This window comes from uncultured Succinivibrio sp., assembly GCF_902756765.1.
Taxonomy (GTDB): domain Bacteria; phylum Pseudomonadota; class Gammaproteobacteria; order Enterobacterales; family Succinivibrionaceae; genus Succinivibrio.
On sequence record NZ_CACVSS010000017.1, the window covers coordinates 1 to 18398 of the forward strand.

Annotated in this window: 16 protein-coding genes and 1 tRNA gene; 4 read left to right on the top strand and 13 right to left on the bottom strand. The window is 40.6% G+C overall.

Annotated features, from left to right (window positions below; genetic code table 11):
- Positions 1-152: 152 nt before the first annotated feature.
- Genes thrC through thrA form a run of 3 tightly spaced genes read right to left on the bottom strand, consistent with a single transcriptional unit; the run spans position 153 to position 4869 of the window.
- On the bottom strand, positions 153-1433 hold the full coding sequence (gene thrC, locus QZU45_RS03880; protein ID WP_295351845.1) for a threonine synthase: 1281 nt from the start codon (positions 1431-1433) through the stop codon (positions 153-155).
- An 11-nt stretch (positions 1434-1444) separates the two neighbouring features.
- The gene (thrB, locus tag QZU45_RS03885; protein ID WP_295351848.1) at positions 1445-2404 is read right to left on the bottom strand and encodes a homoserine kinase; all 960 of its coding nucleotides are present in this window, start codon (positions 2402-2404) and stop codon (positions 1445-1447) included.
- A 2-nt stretch (positions 2405-2406) separates the two neighbouring features.
- Positions 2407-4869 carry a bifunctional aspartate kinase/homoserine dehydrogenase I gene (gene thrA / locus QZU45_RS03890; RefSeq protein ID WP_295351851.1) on the bottom strand — a complete coding sequence of 821 codons (2463 nt, stop codon included), beginning with the start codon at positions 4867-4869 and terminating at the stop codon, positions 2407-2409.
- A 223-nt stretch (positions 4870-5092) separates the two neighbouring features.
- On the opposite strand from thrA, the gene QZU45_RS03895 reads away from it, so the two are divergent.
- The 3 genes from QZU45_RS03895 (at position 5093) to pfkA (ending at position 7798) form a co-directional block, all read left to right on the top strand.
- Complete coding sequence (locus QZU45_RS03895; RefSeq protein ID WP_295351854.1) at positions 5093-5842, top strand: hypothetical protein; 750 nt, start codon at positions 5093-5095, stop codon at positions 5840-5842.
- Positions 5843-6045: 203 nt separating this feature from the next.
- On the top strand, positions 6046-6807 hold the full coding sequence (gene tpiA, locus QZU45_RS03900) for a triose-phosphate isomerase (RefSeq protein WP_074841194.1): 762 nt from the start codon (positions 6046-6048) through the stop codon (positions 6805-6807).
- Between the two features lie 25 nt (positions 6808-6832).
- Positions 6833-7798: a 6-phosphofructokinase gene (gene pfkA, locus QZU45_RS03905; RefSeq protein WP_295351859.1), complete on the top strand. Its 966-nt coding sequence runs from the start codon at positions 6833-6835 to the stop codon at positions 7796-7798.
- Between the two features lie 121 nt (positions 7799-7919).
- Here pfkA and QZU45_RS03910 read toward each other — a convergent pair whose 3' ends face one another.
- The 6 genes from QZU45_RS03910 to QZU45_RS03935 form a co-directional block, all read right to left on the bottom strand.
- Positions 7920-8198 (bottom strand): hypothetical protein, encoded by a 279-nt coding sequence (locus QZU45_RS03910; protein ID WP_295351862.1) that lies wholly within the window; start codon positions 8196-8198, stop codon positions 7920-7922.
- A 19-nt stretch (positions 8199-8217) separates the two neighbouring features.
- The gene (locus tag QZU45_RS03915) at positions 8218-9696 is read right to left on the bottom strand and encodes a tetratricopeptide repeat protein (protein WP_295351865.1); all 1479 of its coding nucleotides are present in this window, start codon (positions 9694-9696) and stop codon (positions 8218-8220) included.
- A gap of 26 nt (positions 9697-9722) precedes the next feature.
- A complete protein-coding gene (locus QZU45_RS03920; protein ID WP_295351868.1) occupies positions 9723-11063 on the bottom strand; it encodes an SEL1-like repeat protein in 1341 nt (446 codons plus the stop codon).
- A gap of 143 nt (positions 11064-11206) precedes the next feature.
- Positions 11207-12310 (bottom strand): SEL1-like repeat protein, encoded by a 1104-nt coding sequence (locus tag QZU45_RS03925; protein WP_295351870.1) that lies wholly within the window; start codon positions 12308-12310, stop codon positions 11207-11209.
- Positions 12311-12532: 222 nt separating this feature from the next.
- Positions 12533-13477 (bottom strand): BspA family leucine-rich repeat surface protein, encoded by a 945-nt coding sequence (locus QZU45_RS03930; protein ID WP_295351872.1) that lies wholly within the window; start codon positions 13475-13477, stop codon positions 12533-12535.
- A 414-nt stretch (positions 13478-13891) separates the two neighbouring features.
- Positions 13892-13967 (bottom strand) — tRNA-Thr (locus QZU45_RS03935).
- A gap of 84 nt (positions 13968-14051) precedes the next feature.
- Between QZU45_RS03935 and QZU45_RS03940 the strand changes: the two genes are divergently transcribed.
- Positions 14052-14447: a hypothetical protein gene (locus QZU45_RS03940; RefSeq protein WP_295351874.1), complete on the top strand. Its 396-nt coding sequence runs from the start codon at positions 14052-14054 to the stop codon at positions 14445-14447.
- A 58-nt stretch (positions 14448-14505) separates the two neighbouring features.
- Here the strand turns inward: QZU45_RS03940 and QZU45_RS03945 are convergent, their stop codons facing one another.
- The 4 genes from QZU45_RS03945 to QZU45_RS03960 form a co-directional block, all read right to left on the bottom strand.
- Positions 14506-15261 (bottom strand): MetQ/NlpA family ABC transporter substrate-binding protein, encoded by a 756-nt coding sequence (locus tag QZU45_RS03945; RefSeq protein ID WP_295351877.1) that lies wholly within the window; start codon positions 15259-15261, stop codon positions 14506-14508.
- A gap of 264 nt (positions 15262-15525) precedes the next feature.
- Positions 15526-16623, bottom strand: a complete 1098-nt coding sequence (locus tag QZU45_RS03950; RefSeq protein ID WP_295351879.1) for an FAD-binding oxidoreductase — start codon at positions 16621-16623, stop codon at positions 15526-15528.
- 9 nt (positions 16624-16632) lie between these two features.
- Entirely contained in the window at positions 16633-17313 is a 681-nt protein-coding gene (locus QZU45_RS03955) for a methionine ABC transporter permease (RefSeq protein ID WP_295351881.1), read from the bottom strand.
- Complete coding sequence (locus tag QZU45_RS03960) at positions 17306-18343, bottom strand: ATP-binding cassette domain-containing protein (RefSeq protein WP_295351884.1); 1038 nt, start codon at positions 18341-18343, stop codon at positions 17306-17308. The genes QZU45_RS03955 and QZU45_RS03960 overlap by 8 nt, the downstream gene beginning before the upstream one ends.
- Positions 18344-18398: the final 55 nt, after the last annotated feature.

Consider the following 18398-nt stretch of genomic DNA (forward strand, 5'->3'; position numbering starts at 1 on the left):
CAACAGAACACACCTGATTAGAAAATATCCATTTTCTAATCGGCACGCTTTATCCCCGCAGTAAACTGCGTGGTTTTAGCGTGCCTATTACTTGATAAAAAAGGTGCCTTACATAAAGCACCTTTTTAATTTTGAGGAAAGTTAATTCAGAACTACTTGTTTAATGCCTCAAGTACATAGTTCTTAAGAGTGTCATAATCAGGCTTTAGAATCACACTCTTTGACTCAGCAGATACCTTGTCAGCCAGGGCCTTTGGAAGAGGAACATCAATGTTCAGAATTCTGTCCACATCACTCTTGAACTTGGCTGGATGAGCGGTTCCCAGGAAGATACCAGTCTCACCTTCTTTTAGATTATCTGCTAATACCTGATATGCAATTGCAGCGTGAGGCTCAGCTATATAACCAGTCTTCTTGTACAGAGTCTGCATAGTAGTCTCAGTCTGAGCATCTGAAAGTGAACCAAAATCAAAATCAGACAGTTTCCAGCCCTGCATCTTAACCAATGCCTCAACTCTTGGCCAATTATTAGGACGTGAAATATCCATTGCATTGGATAAAGTAGCAACAGTCTGATGAGGTTCCCAGTTACCGCTCTTCAGATAACGAGGAACAGTATCATTGGCATTACATGAAATTACAAAGCGAGCCTTTAAGCCTAAAGCCTTGGCAATAAGACCTGCAGTAATATTTCCGAAATTACCGCAAGGCACAGAGAACACAACTTTATCACGCTTATCCTTAGGCAGCTGAGCTACAGCCTCAAAGTAGTATGAAACCTGAGCAAGCAGTCTTGAGATATTGATTGAGTTGGCACTGTTAAGACCGATTCTTTCTTTGAACTCTGCATCGTCAAAGGCGGTCTTTACCATATCCTGACACTGATCAAAAATACCTTCAACCTGAACGGCCTTGATATTCTTTCCAAGAGTAGCGATCAGTTTTTCCTGAAGCTCTGAGATCTTTCCCTTTGGATACAGAACAACTACGTTAATGCCCTTCTGCTCATAAAAGGCTGCGGCTACTGCGGCACCGGTATCGCCAGAGGTTGCGGTCAGAATAGTTAAATCTTTATCGCCTTTAACTGCACTTAAAACACGGGCCATGAAACGGGCACCGAAATCCTTGAAGGCAAGGGTTGGTCCATGAAAAAGCTCTAAAGCATAGATATTCTCATCAGCCTTTACAATTGGAGCCTTGAATGTAAAGGCATCCTTTACAATAGCCTCTAAAGAAGGAATCTCATCTCCAATAAGATGACGGAGAATTTTAGCTGAACGCTCAGCCAAAGGCAGGTCCAGAAGCTCGTCAATATTGGTCAGAGGCTCAATATGATCAGGAAAGAACAGGCCCTGATCTCTACCGATACCTTTTACTACAGCCTGTGAAAAGCTTACCTTTTCACTATGATCTTTTAAGTTAAATAATTCCATAGAAATCTCTTTTATAGTTCTTCAGCATATGAGCCACGTCTGTCAATCTTGCAGATATGACAGAAACCATCTTCGTTAGCAATAAAATTGCGTTCAAGGTATTCTTTCATTTCCTTTGCTTTCTCAAGATCTTCAAAGATTGAGAAAACAGAGGAGCCTGAGCCTGAAATACCGGTAGCAAGAGCACCGATTGAAGCACCCTGTTCACGGGCATCTGCAAATCCAGGAATTAAGGATGCACGGTAAGGTTCTGCAATGACATCCACCAGAAGTTTTGAGGCCAGCTTGTCATTATGAGTATGGCAGGCATGAACAAAAGCAGATAATCTGCGACCATAGGTAATTACATCAGATCTTGAGTATTCCTTTGGAAGGATCTTTCTTGCAGCAGAAGTTGAAACCTTAATACCAGGGAAACATGAAACCCAGTACCAGTTGTCAAAGTCAGGCAGAGTGGTTGAAATACAGTTATCTTCCTGAACAATCAGCTGCAGACCTCCGAAATAACAAGGAGCAACATTGTCATAATGGATAGAGCCGGAGATTTTTCCTTCAAGCTCCCCCATAAGCTCAAGTCGTCCCATCTCTCCCAGAACATTTCCATGAATTGTATCTAGGGCCAGAACAGCTGCAACCACACTTGAGGCTGATGAACCAAGACCTGAGCAGATAGGAAGATTCTTGGACAGCTCCATATGCACGTCCTTAACTTCCCTGCCCATTTTCTCAAGCTTATCCTTAAATAAAAGGAATGCATCATATACAATGTTCTTCTTAGAATCAGAAGGAAGCTTATGAGCATACTTGCCTGTAACACTTACAGAGCAGCCTGCCCTGTCAGATTCACTGATAACAATCTCATCACCTAGTATGGCTCCTGAGATAGGCTTTAACGCCGCTCCCAGCAGATCAAAACCTACTGATAAATTAGCGGCTGAAGCAGGAGCAAAGGCTTTGAATTTCTTAGACATCTCTAATCCTCATGAGTCCAGTTCTGAAGACGCAGAACATCAGAAAGAACACCTGCTGCAGTAACCTCCGTACCGGCACCGTAACCACGGATAACCAGAGGAATTGGCTGATAGTATAATGTTGTAAGAGCCAGAGCATTCTCTCCGTCGCGAACTCTGAAAAGAGGATCCTCAGGGCCAACCTCACGCAGCTGACAGAAAACCTTTCCTTCCTTGATACAGCCAACATAACGAAGAACCTTGCCTTCTGACTTTGCAGAAGCGACCTTCTTTGAGAACTCTGCATCTGCATTCTTCAGGTTGGCAATAACTTCCTTGGCATTGCTGCCCTTGAGGAATTTAGGATCGACAATTGAATCAATCTTCACATCAGAAAGCTCAAGTTCCATACCGTTTTCACGAGCAAGGATCAGAAGCTTACGACCAACATCCATACCATCAAGATCATCTGCAGGATTAGGTTCAGTAAAGCCCTTCTCATAAGCGATCCTGGTTGCCTCAGACAAGCTCTTGCCATCTTCTACCAGACCAAAGATGAATGATAGTGTACCAGAAAGAATACCGGCGAAATCAATCAGTTCGTCTCCTGCAGCAAGCTGGTTCTGCATAGTGTTGATAACAGGAAGACCTGCACCAACATTTGCTTCGTACAGGAACTTACGGTGATGAAGTTTTGCCGCCTCACGAAGCTTTCTGTAGAAATCAAAGCTTAAGGTATTGGCCTTCTTGCTTGGAGTTACAATGTGATATCCAGCCTTCATATAATCAATATATGACTTGGCAAGTTCCTCTGAAGTTGTACAGTCAACTAAAATTGGATTTAACAGATGAGCTGACTTGATTAAAGCCTCGGCAGTCTCAGGAGTTAAAGCTTCTGATTCAGAAGACCCAAGAAGTTCTCTGTAGTTAGACAGATCAACACAGTTAGGATCAGATATAAAATGTTTTGAGTTACCTATACCGACAACTCTGATATCAATCCCCTGCTTTGAAGACAGCATCTCGCGCTGACGCTTGATCTGAGACAGCAGCTCACCACCAACACCGCCACAGCCTAGAAGAACAATATCAAGTCTCTGCTTGGAATTGAAGAAAGCGGTATGAGCAAAGGCCACAGCCTCTGGTACACGCTTCTGAGAAATAACTGCGGAAATTGAACGTTCTGAAGATCCTTGAGCAATGGCACGAATATTAACGTTAGCCTCAGCCAGAGCACGGAAGAACTTACCGGATATTCCTCGTACAGTCCTCATGCCGTCACCTACAACAGAGATAATGGCACAGCCCTCTTTAACTTCAATAGGATTTAACAGACCTTCTTTAAGCTCAAGTTTGAACTCGTTGGTAATAGCTCTTTTAGCCTTTGACAGCTCGGACTGATTTACACAGAAGGAAATTGAATACTCAGAAGAAGACTGGGTAATCAGAGTTACAGAAACATTGGCACGAGATACAGCGGTAAAAAGTCTTCCTGCCATACCTACCATACCCTTCATACCTGGTCCGGAGATATTTAACAGAGCAATACCTTTCAGATCGGAGATACCCTTAATAGGGATAGACAAATCAGTTTCCTCAGAAATTAAGGTACCCTCCCCCTTTGGGTTCTTGGTATTCTTAATCAGACAAGGAATGTGGAACTGAGCAATAGGAGCAATGGTTCGAGGATGCAGAACTTTGGCGCCAAAGTATGACAGCTCCATAGCCTCAGCGTAGGACATTTTTCTTAAAAGAATTGCACCTGAAACAGCTCTTGGATCACAGCTGTAGACACCGTCAACGTCAGTCCATATCTCACAGCACTCAGCATTTGAAATCGCTGCAAGACAGGCTGCAGAGTAATCTGAACCGTTACGTCCAAGCAGAACCAGCTCGCCTTGAGCATTTCCGCCACAGAAACCGCTCATCAGGGTGATTGCTTCCTTATCATCTTCCAAAGCTGCATATCTTGCTTTGGAAGCATCAATATTCACAGAAGACTCCATGATAGGACCTTCTGTTACTAAAACCTTAACAGGATCGATTACACGAACTTTCTTGCCTAAGGACTTTAAAAGTTCTTCCATGATAAGAATAGAGAAACTCTCACCGCGACTTTCGATATATGCCATTACAAGCTCAGGACATACTCCAAGTAAAGCCATGCCATCAACTCTCTTGCGGATGGTTTCCATGGTCTTGTTGTACTCAGAGAGAATCTTTTTGGTGTTGAAACCTTCGAACTTAGAGCCTAATGTTGTAATAATTGGTTCAATAATTGCGCGAATGTCATCAAATTCCTTTAAACCACTGTTTCCTGCAGCACCTTGTGCAACTAGAGCAACTAGCAGATTGGTGATCTTTGCAGGGGCAGATAAAACTAAAGCTGTCTGAGAATGTGCAGCAGTATCAAGCGCAATTTTGGCAACATCCTGGAAACGCTCAGCGTTGGCAACAGATGTTCCACCAAATTTAAGAACACGCATATAAGCTCCTAAAAATCTTATCTATTTAAATAATTCGTATTTTGGTATTTTTTAAGTTTTTATATTTTTTGTCAAACATAATTTGGTTTCGGCTTGCCGGATGTGGCAAAGACTTTCTTCACCAAAATAGAATTTATAAATAATAAGCTTAAATTTCAGTTAGTTAACAAAATGGCATTACTTTTGCTGTTTTTTAGTCATTCAGAAGAGGAAATCGAAGAAAATGGCTATAGATTCGGCATTAGACGTACTTGGTACGAGTATTTTTGAGAATATAAAATCAAATCGCAATTTGCGAAGTGACGTTGCACTGTTTTCGAACGTATTATTAAAAAATATGCTCGAAAGTGGTGTTTCTGTAGAAAAAGCAGTTTCAAAAAACACCTCTCCTGATAAAAAACAGAAACAGGAAAAAGAAGGGAACTCAGAAAATGTTGAAATTGATGAGCAGGAAACAGCATCAACGCAAAGCTCCTACCAGTACAAGGTAAACGGTATTGATTATGCATACAGTATCAGTCAGTGCATGTACGGTCCTGAAGTGGAACCGGTTATCAGACAGGATGGAAAACTGAATCCGATCAATGTACTTTTCTATAACAACATAATATACAACGGCAATCTCAGACCAGATAAATTAACAGATATAGATCTCGGAAGTAAAATCGCCCTCACCTTATATATAGGTTCACTAATGCAGGAATACACCATCACCAGTGTAGATATAAGTACCTTCAGTCTTATGAATCAATGCTCTACCCCTAATGCATGCAATACCTGCACATCCGCGCAGTGCTATGTAATAGTCCTTTATATAATAGGAATAAATCTGCTCTTCTATATAAAGGAAAAGAAGCCTGACCGTTTCAACTATAGGAACGAAAAGAAAAAACAACTTAAGAATATGAAGAAAAAAGAGGAAGAACAGAAAGAAAATATGAAGAATTTTGCAGCTGGTTTTCAATTTGGTTAAAATAATCCTCAATAGACCGCTTTCAAAAAAAAATGTGCTGTATAGCACATTTTGTATTTTAAACTCACCAAAAATAGCGCTCTAAATTATCACAATTAAAAAAAACAATCCTAAGTCACAAAATTATAGTAGAATGACGAAAGTTTTTATAAATCATAAATACGATATTTTCGTATCTTGAATAACTATTGAGGGATAGCATTATGAGAAAACCTGTTGTAATGGGTAACTGGAAATTAAACGGCACCAAGTCAACCGTAACTGATTTAATCAAGGCATTCACTGGTGTTGCAAACGCAAATGAAAAGGTTGATGTTGCAATCTGCGCACCTGCTATTTTCATCGGTATGGTTGAGTCATTAGCAACTGGTTCAAAGCTACAGTGGGGTTCAGAGGACGTTGATGTTCATACTTCTGGTGCTTTCACTGGTGAGAATTCTCCTGTTATGATCAAGGAATTCGGTTCAAAATACGCTATCGTTGGTCACTCAGAGCGTCGTGGCTACCACAACGAGTCAAATGAAGTTGTAGCAGCTAAGTTCAAGGCAGCTCAAGACAACGGTCTAGTACCTGTTCTTTGCATTGGTGAGTCAGAGGCTGAATACGATGCAGGTAAAACTCTAGATGTATGTCAGGCTGAAATCAAGGCAGTTATCGACCTATGCGGTATTGAGGCATTCAAGAATGCAATCATCGCTTATGAGCCAATCTGGGCTATCGGTACCGGTAAGACTGCAACTCCAGAAATCGCTCAGAATGTTCACGCAGGTATCAGAGCATTCTTAAAGACCTTCAATGCTGAAGTTGCTGACGGCGTTCGCATCCTATACGGTGGTTCATGCAATGCTAAGACTGCACCAGAGCTATTCGCACAGAAGGACATTGATGGCGGTCTAATTGGTGGTGCTTCACTAAAGGTTGCAGATTTCACAGCAATTATCGAAGCAGCTACAGCAAACGCATAATTATTACAAACGGATAAATAACTATATGTCTATCAAAAAAATAGGTGTATTAACCTCAGGTGGTGATGCACCAGGAATGAATGCAGCTATTCGTGCTGTTGTTAGAACTGCGCTTTCTTATGGTTGGGAAGTAGTAGGTGTAATCGATGGTTACGCCGGACTTCATGCTGGTAATTTTATTCAGCTAACCAGACGTTCAGTATCTGATCTGTTAAACCGTGGCGGTACCTTCTTAGGTACAGCACGTTTCCCACAGTTCAAGGATCCTAAGGTACGTGAGGAAGCTGTTGAGGTTATGAAGCAGAACGGAATCGACGCCCTGGTTGTTATCGGCGGTGACGGTTCATACATGGGTGCAAAGTTCATCTCTGAGCTTGGTTTCCCTTGCATTGGTCTACCAGGAACTATCGATAATGATATTGCTGGTACTGATGCTACCATCGGTTTCGATACAGCTTTAAATACTGCCGTTGAAGCAATTGATAAGCTGCGTGACACCTGCTCATCACACAAGAGAATCAGTGTTGTTGAGGTTATGGGTCACCACTGCGGTGATTTAGCTGTATGTGCAGCTGTATCATGCGGTGTTGAGGCTGTTCTTGTTCCTGAAGTTAAATGGGACAAGGACGAAGTATACGCAAGCATCAAGAGATCTGTTGACGCAGGTAAGCGTCACGCTATTCTGGTAGTTTGCGAGCTTCAGACTGATGTTCATCAGATGGCAAAGGATCTTGAGGCTCTAACCGGTCTTGAGACACGTGCTACAGTTCTGGGACACATCCAGAGAGGTGGTACTCCATCAGCTGTTGACCGTGTATTAGCATCTCGTATGGGTGCTTATGCGTGTGAGCTTTTAAAGTCAGGTGAGTCTGGCCGTTGTGTTGCTCTAAAGCGCGGTGAACTAGTTCACTACGATATTATTGAGTGCATCAACAGCATGAAGCACAGATTCATGAAGACCACTTACGATCTAGCTTGCAGCTTAGGATAATAAGTAGCATTATGTATCGTGCAAGGCCCTCATTAGAGGGCTTTGTTTTTTTGGTTCATCTAAATAAGTTTAAACAGTGAACAGAACGAAATTTTATGCATTTATTGTCGAAAGAAACGAGCTAATCACTAGAAGAAGACAAAACAAACCTGACTTTTCCTTGCAGAGCAAGGATTGCCCTCTCAATATTCTCAGAAGCAACACTGATTCTGAATGTCATAAGATTAACATGTTTACCTAGTCTTGCAGGATGGATGCGAGCTCCGCAACCTGCAACAGGCATCTCCTCTGCAGCATATTCGTAATACCTTATCTGTTCTTTTTCCAGCAGACTTTTCGCAAGATTAAAATCATCTTCATCAGATGACTGATAGACAGCTGTTTTCTTTTTAAAAAACATTAAAAAACCCTGTTAGGTACTACTTGTTATTTACAAACTTCGAGCTGATACTCTGAAGATTTCTACAGCCATCCTGACTGCCTAGTCTGCAGGCTTTTTCAAAGAAATCAGAGGCTTTCTTCTGATCAGACTTTCCGGATATACCGTCTTTCAAAAGCAGCCCTGAGAAATTACAGCTTTCATTATGTCCATAATTGCAGGCCTGATTAAAGAGTTCCTGAGAACGTGAGAAATTCTGTTTAACATACTGTCCGTAGGCATACATAATGGCAAGATTTGAGCAGGCGGTTGCATCACCTAAAGAACAGGAATATTTGTAAAGATTAAAGGCTTTCTTTAAATTTGTTATTTCATGAGAGTTCTGGTAAATAACTCCCAGATTGGTACAGCCTTTTATATTCTTTCCGTTGCAGCTTTTCTCGAAATAGCGACGAGCCTTATCTACACCTTCATCGGATTTATCATCCGCATAATAGAGGCCAAGATTTGTACAGGCGTTGGTATTACCGAGATTACATCCCTTCTCAAAGCTTAATAATGAACTGTTCTGTGTACCATCATCAGGTCCAAGACCTTTAGACTGCAGAATTCCAAGCTCCAGACAGCCGTTGCCATCATTGCTCTTACATGCTTTATCAAGAAACTTATAGGCAAGTGCATAATCAAGCTCCGCCCCCATGCCCTTTTCGTACATTATTCCAAGATTTGAGCAGGAACGGGAATCGTTAAGAGAACAGCCCTTGTTGTACAGAGACAAAGCCTGCTTGTAATCAACATTTACACCATAGCCATTGATATAAAGGTTTGCAAGATTTGCGCAGGCATATCCAAGATTCAGGTGACAGCCTATAGAGAAAAATTCGTTGGCCTTCGCGTAATCTTTAGGGTTTAAGAGACCAGAATAATACATTGCACCGATATTGGTACATGACTGAGCATCATCAAGAGCGCATCCCTTTGAATAGTAATCAAAGGCAGTTGAATAGTTCTTTTTTACACCTTCCCCTTTCTCGTGCATCAGTCCAGCATAGAAGCAGCCAAGACCATCAGAGAGAGTACAGCCCTTATCAAAATATTTCTTGGCTTTTTTCAGGTTGCGTCTAAGCTCTTTTCCCTGAGCATACAGACCGGCGAGATGAGTACAGGACGGTGCGTAATCAAGAGCACAGGCCTTATCAAAAAATTCCATAGCAGAAACCAGATCCGGATTCAGCCCAGCCTCAAAATGAAGAAAGTTCCTGCCTATCTGATCACAGACTCTGGCATCTTTGAGCTCACATGCTCTTAAATAAAGAGAATTGCTTTTATCAGATGATACGGTAACCTTATCTCCGTTCTCATCCTGACCGACAAAATAGTTGTGAGCAGCCTGAGAACAGGATGCGGAATCGCCTTCTAAACATTTCTTTTCCAAAACCTCAGTATGAGAGTCAAAACATCCGCTCAAGAAAAATGAAGTGATAAAAAGACTGCAGGAGGCTACAAGCCCACTCTTCATAATCACAAACCTCAGATAGTTTTTTTTTATTGTGTTTCTCTTAGCCTGAAGTATTTCTCGCAACCCAGACTAGATCCCAGGGAACAGGATTTTTTAATCAGAGCATCAGCTTTTTCCTTGTCCCTATACAAGCCTTTTCCTGTTAAATAATGCTCTCCGAGTTTGGCACATCCGAATCCAACGTTTTCTGAACAGCTTTCGGTATACAGCATTAGAGCCCTCTGCAGATCAATCTGGACCCCAAGACCATATTCATACATATAGCCAAGGTTGGCACAGCCGTCAGAATCACCGTTTTCACAGCTTCTGGTAAATAAATCAATAGCTCTGCTGTAGTCAGGTTTTACCTGTTTTCCTTTACGGTACATATCTGCAAGGAAGTTACAACCAACAGAATCTCCAGAATCACAGCTCTTTTCAAAAAGCTCCTTTGCCTTTATCGTATCGGCAGAAACACCTCTGCCATTAAGATATATTTCTCCAAGATATGAGCAGCCTAAAACTTCATCTTTACTGCAGCTGTTTTCGAAGATATTTTTAGCTTTGTTGTAGTCGACCTTAACTCCAATACCGTTAACGTAGAAATATCCTACATTAGAGCATGAATTAAGATTTCCAAGACGACAGCCTTTCTCAAACGACATCAGAGACTTCTTATAGTTCTGAGTAACACCAAGACCTCTTTTTTCAAGATTTCCAAGCAGAGCACAGCCGATGCCACTGTTACCGCTGCAGGCTTTAAGATAAAAGTCATAGGCATTTTCAAAATTCTTTTTTCCGATAAGACCTTCTTCATGCATAAGACCAATCTGAGCACAGCCGTCATAGGAATTGAGATCACAAGCCTTACCAAAATAATTCTGAGCCTGAGAGTAACTGCTTACTCCGGCTTCTCCTGATCTGTATAGAGCCCCTACTTTTAGACAGGAATCACCATCGCCGGCATCACAGCTCTGCTGAAAAATTTTTAATGCACGGTTCAAATCAAAGCCATCGTAAAGGCCAGAAAGTCTCATTTTTGCAAGCTCAAGACATCCATCCTTATTGTTGTGTGAACAGGACTTTTTGAACAGAGAGGCAGCCTTATCATTATCTGTCTCGAGAAAATCTCCTTTAAGATACATCTGAGCTGCAGCATTACAGCTTTGATAATCCTTAAGCTCACAGGCTTTCTCAAAAGCAGCTAAAGCCTGAGGTGCGGTTATAGCGTCAAGATTCTCATAATAGTTAAGACCTAAGGTTACACAGGCCGAAACATCATTACCCTCGCAACCGTTTTTCAGAGAGAAAGGATCAGTATTTTCCGCATATACATCGGAAAATGAAGATATCAGAAGTGAAGTTAAAACTATATTAATCTTTTTCATAAGGTATCATTAAAAAATAAAATCTTCTATCACATTAAAATATAAGGACTTTTTCTAACATTTTTATTTGATAACTTCACAATTCCAAAAAATAAAAAAAGGATCTGGCAAATTTTCCAGATCCCTCACAATCTCAAACAAAACTATTTACTCTCTGCTGAAGAAGTTTCCACTGGACCTGTACCAGGATGCTTTTCAAGATACTCACAAGCTTCAGAGGAACCGACATCACAGGCCTTGGAGAAGATTGTAGAAGCCACATTGCGACTCTTCTTTACACCTTTTCCGTTTGCATAGCATTCTGCCAGATAGTAACAACCAGTGGAATCATTGCCATCACAGGCACTCTTAAACAGATTGAAAGCTTTTTTCTCATCTGGCTCCATCTTTTTTCCATCATAATAGATAAGGCCTAAAGAAGTACAGCTTCTGACACTTCCGAATTCACAGCCTGTATTAAAGGCTTCAATCGCTTTTTCAGTCTGATCTTTTTCCTGAGAATAAAGAGAACCAAGCTTATGACAACTTATGGCATCAGCATTGTCACAGGCTTTACTATAGAGATATTTAATCTTGTCTTTATCGTACTTAACACCGATGTTGTTCTCGTAGAAGGCAGCCACATAACGGCAGGAACCAAATTCACCGTTTGAGCATGCATAGTTCAAAAGCTTAAAGGCCTTGAACTCATCTGTATCAATCTCATCTGCGGCGAAGTATCTGTATCCAAGGTTAGAACACGCATATACATCACCTTCAGCACAGGACTCCTTAATAAGCTTTATACCTCTGTTGACAGTTATTCTTGTTCCTATTCCTGATACTTTCATCTCTCCATAATATGCACAGGCACGCAGATCCTTATCATCTTCGCAGTACTGTTTAAAGAGCTCATAGAGAGTATCGTAATTGGTGGACTTTACTGCATAGTTATATATTTTTGCAGCACGCTGAACATCCTTAGGAACTCTGTAGGATTTAATTCTTGAGATGGCACCCTTGTTAAATACCAGAGCTTCGCAGGCTTCCTGAACATGACCAAAGGAACAGGCCTTGTCATAATACTTGTCTGCCTTAGCAAAATCCAGAACATCCTCGTCTCCGTTTGCATATACATCAGCAAGCTTGTAACAGGAGGCGAATTCGCCATCGTCACACTTCTTCTTTAAAGAATCAAGCTCATCATCCGCTGAGGCTGTAGTTATCAACGTCAGAATAGAAATTGCTGCAAATATGTTTTTTATCATAAGGAACTACCAAATTGAGCAAATCGAGAGATATCATTTTAATGATAGTTTTAAATTCATAAATGTGGGATTTAGAATATATGAATTGATCGCATTTTTTTCTAAAAAATAGAAACAGCGCAGAAAAATAATGGGTTAGTTGAGAAAATACGACAAGAAAAACAGGAATTGAAAGAAGTATACGGCCTTTCATGTTTTATCAGAAAAGCCGCATAATTGTCGTTATATCTTAGATAAAATATTGTTTTTCAGAAGAGCCAGCTCATCCTCAGTAATCATTCCGGAATCTCTCAGTTTCTGTAGACGTTCTAATGCGTCAATGACATCGTTTTTATCATCTACGTTAACACTAGAGCTGATTGAACTGTTCTCATGGGATACGGGCTTTTCATGAGATTCTGACTTCACAGGCTCACTGACTGAAGATGCCTTCTCCTGTTTTTTGTAGATAATTGTGTGTTCCTCAAATTTAGCTTCAAGTCTGTCAGCAATATTGGAGGACTTATTTGCAAGATTCTTTGCAAAATTGGCAATTCCGTCCCCTGCCACAGTACTCTCAAGATGCTTTTTGATACTCTCCTGCTCAGCCTGAGCCTCAAGAACAGGATCAACTCCACAGACTGTATTAGGATCAACATAAACAATAGGAGAGCCGTAATACATTCCAACCTGATCCTCAACATTACTCATATCCCATGTAGGCTTTTTTTCAAAATAGCGAGCATACATGAACATGAAGCGCATTGTCTTAACCTTTGAGATATCCCAGGCATCAAGATTCTGATTAAAAGCTCCGGCATCGTAGAACATGGAAGCCATGTTCTCCACATTGGAAACATTCCACATGCCGATATCCTGATTAAAGGAAGAAGCAAACTGGAACATTCCTCTCATATTCTTTACCTTGGATACGTTCCACCCAGAAATATCAGCGTTAAAGTTACGTGCATAACAGAACATATAGCTCATGTCTGTTACATTTGACACATCCCAGTCTTCAATTCCCTCAAAAAAGAAACGAGCCTGCTCACCACTGCTCAATGTCGGTTCAAAGAGGTGGCTCATGTCGGTAATCTTAGAAGTGTCAATTTCAGAGAGTTCAATTTCCTCATCTAAAATCAGTTTCCTAAGCTCTATTTTTGTCTTAGGATGGTATTTTTTTCTCATAAGTCTTTTGTTCTCTAATAGTTAACCAAAAATGAGGTTAAAGCTAACTTTTATTATAATTATTGAAAAAATGACGGAGTATATCTTACCTAGCAATACATTAACGTTCTATGCACTCTCTCGCAAAATTAAAGTATTTACGGACAAAATGAGAGCTGATATAGAGGTGCAGGTGAAGAAAAAAGATCTCCCAATGTCAGGAGATCCTTATAAAGGTATGTGTGATAATTGAGTTATTATTATAAAGCAAAAAAATTTTAGATTTCATTTAGTTATTGCATAATTTTATATATTTTTTGCACAATACCGCCACCCAACAAAAAAGCAACAGGACAGGTCTCGCAAAGCATAAAAATTATTCTTTTAAAACAATATATTAGATAAGATTTTTAGAAAAAAAGAAAGGAGAGATCATGGTGCTACCTGGCAGAATTGAACTGCCGACCTACTGGTTACGAATCAGTTGCTCTACCTACTGAGCTAAGGTAGCATCAAGAAGATGAACTAATTTTAAGAAATACTTATATTTTTTTCAATAATTCTTTTGTTACAATGAAAAAAATTAGGAGAATTTATGAACAGTGGTTACAGCTTAATCGTTTACAATGTCATAAGACTTGTAACTCTTTATCTTTTTACTGTGAATGCCTACGCGTCACTGCCTACCGATACCACCAGACTTCTAATTCTGCTTTTCACAACTGGTATCATCATGTTCTCAGGCTACAGACTGCACAAGCAAAACCGTTATTTCCCAACCATGTTTACCTGGTCTTTAGGAGCACTGCCATGGGCTTTCTTTTTAGAAATGAGACTGCTCTACGGCAGCTTTGAAATTGATATGGTTAAATATGTGGATAAGTACAGCTACTCAATTGCTGTTTACAACTCCTTCCGCTATGTGCTGTCGCTCTTTGTCTGTTATGTAATTTTAAAGGACCTGTATCATTCCATTAAAAATGGACTTTAATAACGATGCTCCTCTGTCTGCATAAAAACAGAACAACGGAGCATCTATACATACACTACTAGAAACGAGGTAAAAACGCAGGAATAAGAGCCCCCCCCTGCATTTGTTTAATTATTTCAGCCACTGCTCCTGACTGATAATAGAACAGAGCTCTTCTTAAAATTCTCTGTTTGTCCCCTTCAAGATTTGAATTTGCAACCAGCACCTTCACAAAAGGATTATCGCTATCACCAAGATCCAGTTTTTCTCTGAAGATTGAATCTGTTACAGGATTAAGTCCATTTTCAAAGGCATAATTGCCATTTATAAAAGCACAGGTTACCTCATCAAGACTACCGTAGAGCAAAGCTGCATCATATAGTTTGAATTCAAGATGAAACTGATTCTTTGTAAATACAATCTCTCCTGACTGAGGATCAATCTCAAAATCAATCAGATCTTCACCTTGTAAAACCTTCAAAGCACGAATCTCATTAGCTCTATCAGCAGGAACAGCAACTGAATCTCCCTTGTTCAGCCATTTCAGACCTTTAATTCTTTTTGAATAAATTCCTATCGGATCAAGATATGTCTCACCATATATTTCGAAATCATAATGCTTTTCAGAGATTTCAGCATTTAGAAAAGCCTTATGCTGATAAGCATTGGCGTCAATCAGCCCTTCTGAAAGCTCCTTGTTTGGAGAGAAATAATCGCTGTAGGTTACAATCTCCAACTCGATATTCTCTTTTTTAAGTTTCTGCTCAACATATTCCCATGGCGAGTTTTCATTCCCCACCACCCCAAGTTTTATTTGTCTTACCTTTTCTGACATAGTTCTTTTTCCTTTTTTTTATTGGTTATTATTCTAAATTTCGCTGCGGGCGTGCATATCCTCGTAAATTAAACGGGCTGTTGCACCGACAGTTCTGAAGGGCTCAGGAGGAAGCCAGTTTGGCCTGAATGTCTTTTTAACATATCTAAACTCTTCGCTGTCGACTCCGGTTGCCCAGTCTGCAAGGAAAGTACCTACAGTTGCGGCACGCGTTACTCCGGTTCCGTCACCAACTGCTCCTGCAAAAATATTCTTAGCCGGATTCTAAAATAAAGGCTGAGTGTTTCCTGTGATTGGTATATATCCACCATAGACATACTCAAAGTTAACATCCTTTAACTGAAGAAAACGATTGTTAAAGGCACGGCGTAGTTTATAAACAGATTTGTATAGTCGGCTGTTATCTATATTGATATGAGTTGCAAAGGTGATATCGGTTCTGACATAGAGTCTTCTGCTTCTCGTATAACGCAGTGTAGCTCCACCGGGATGAGCCGCTGTTACACCCCAGGGACTGGCGCCATTAAGAGTTTTAATCTCATCATCATTAAGCTCTCTTGTAAAAGCTCCAAAGCTATGAATACCAGCAATACGATTAGAAAGAGGAACTCCAAAATTTTTAAGAAAACCACTTACAGTCAGAATTACCTTTCTGCATTTTATTGTTATTCCACTGGCCAGAATTACGTTTGGAATATCACCTTCTTTAACCTCAATAACAGGAGTATTCTCAAAGACACTTACGTTTTCAGGAAGAACTGTTGCAAGTCCTCTGACTGTCTCAGAAGGATTGATTAAGATAGTGCCTGGGGTATAGAGAGATTTGATGTAAAAATTTGTTCCAAGACGCTGTGAGGTTTCAGCCGCATCGAACCACTGATAAGGAGCCTCCATCACATCCAGAAATTCAGCAAGCTGCTCGAGATAACTTAAATTGCTTTTAATTCTGGCAGCCTGATGCATTCCATCCTGATGCCAGTCGCATTCAAGATGATTCTCCTCCTTGATTTTCTTCATTCTCTCGATAACAAATTTATTAAGACGAAAACGCCATTTCTGGTCTTCAAAAGTGAATTTTGGATCACCAACAATGCTATGAGGGACATCTATGATGAAACCTGCATTTCTTCCAGAGGAGAAGTAACCTATTGGAAAGGCATCAATAAGAGCTATACTTGCATTCTTATCATTTTCAGCAAGACGAAAAGCAGCATTTACACCAGCAAAGCCTCCTCCAACCACAACATAGTCATAGGAAGGCTGGATTTCACTGCGAGCCTTAAAACGATAATTCCTGTAACGACTGGTTTCGAACCAGCCGTTTTTTCCAGACTCCTCAGGAAAGTAATCAGTTTTTTTCATGCTAAACTCCTAATGTGATGTTTTCCTGATAATGTAATTACCACCTTTCTGAATCACACTAACCATCAGAAGGATCACGACAATAGTAATGTAGGTAACATCTGTCTGTCCGCGCTGATGCCCGTAGCGGATTGCAAAATCTCCAAGGCCTCCGCCGCCGATTGCTCCCGCCATTGCAGTAAGACCGATTAGACTAATTGCAGTAATCTGAGAAACTCTTACCAATGCAGGAATACTCTCCTTAAGATAAACTCTGAAAATAATCCCCAGAGGAGATGAGCCCATGGACTTTGCTGCTTCCACAAGCCCTTTATCAACATTTGACAAAGCGCTTTCAACCTGTCTTGAGAAGAAAGGTACCGTGCCCACTACCAGAGGAACAATAGCACCTGTAGTTCCGATTGCAGTGCCCACAATAAATCTTGAAAAAGGAATAAGAGCAGCAAGCAGAATCACAAAAGGAATTGAACGAAACACATTGATAAGTCGGTCTAAAATTCCAAATACACTCTTTTTCTCCAGAATTCCTCCCTGTTTTGTAACAATCAGAGTCACGCCAAGAATAATTCCAAGCAAGAATGCAATGCCGCCAGAAACAAGCATCATATACAGAGTCTGCAAGGTTGAAAGCCACAGTTCATCTAGCTTTGAGGCAACGTGAGGAAATAGAGTATTAAATAAATCAGCCATTTTTCAGGACCTCCACATTTACATTCTTTGTGGCAATATAAATAAGTGCATTTTCAACATCCTCATAGCGGCCAGAGAGAATCCCCACGGTACCGCCGATAGGAGAATTGTTTACGAGCTCCACATCCGCATAAAGAATGTTCATCTTCACATTGAAACGAGATGTCATTAAGGATATAAGCGGCTCAGAAACTCCAGGGCCCCTGTAGGATAATCTTACAAATTTCTCTCCAGGCTTAAGATCGCATAAAAGAGGATGCTCAAAGGAAAGATGCTCTGCTTTTGAAAGATTCGATGCTGCCTTTACAAAATTCTGGGTTATCTTTTCCTTAGGATTTGCGAAAACCTCAAATGTTGAGCCCTGTTCTACCAGGTGACCGTTCTCAAGTACAGCTACCCTGCAGCAAATGTCTTTAACCACAGCCATCTCATGAGTAATGATGACAATTGTGATTCCTAGCTCGGCATTAAGTTCCTTTAGAAGGCCTAAAATCTCGTGAGTAGTCTGAGGATCTAAAGCAGATGTAGCTTCATCACATAGCAGAACCTGTGGAGAGGAGGCCAATGCCCTGGCTATAGCAACACGCTGTTTCTGCCCTCCTGATAGCTCTGATGGATATGAATCAGCTTTACTTTCAAGATCAACTCGCCTTAAAAGCTCAATTGCTCTTTTTCGTTGTTCCTCTTTTTTAATTCCCTTGTGAGACAGAGGGTAGATTATATTTTCAAGCACGGTTCTTGAGGGCATCAGATTGAAATGCTGAAAAATCATACCGATACCAGATCTTGCTTCTCTAAGCTCTTTTGGAGACAAGGCTGTTAGATTAAGTCCATCTACGCTGACAATGCTTCCCTTATCCGGTATTTCCAGAAGATTGATACAACGTACCAGAGTTGACTTTCCTGCGCCAGAAAAACCAATGATTCCAAAGATTTCACCTTTTTTTATTTCCAGTGACACATCATCCACTGCCTTAAAGGAAACGCCGTCACGTTCAAAGGTTTTTGAAACATGCTCAAGTTTTATCATCTATCTTACCTATCACTTATTTTTATGCAGTTATCTAGCAGCTAAAAAGAACTCT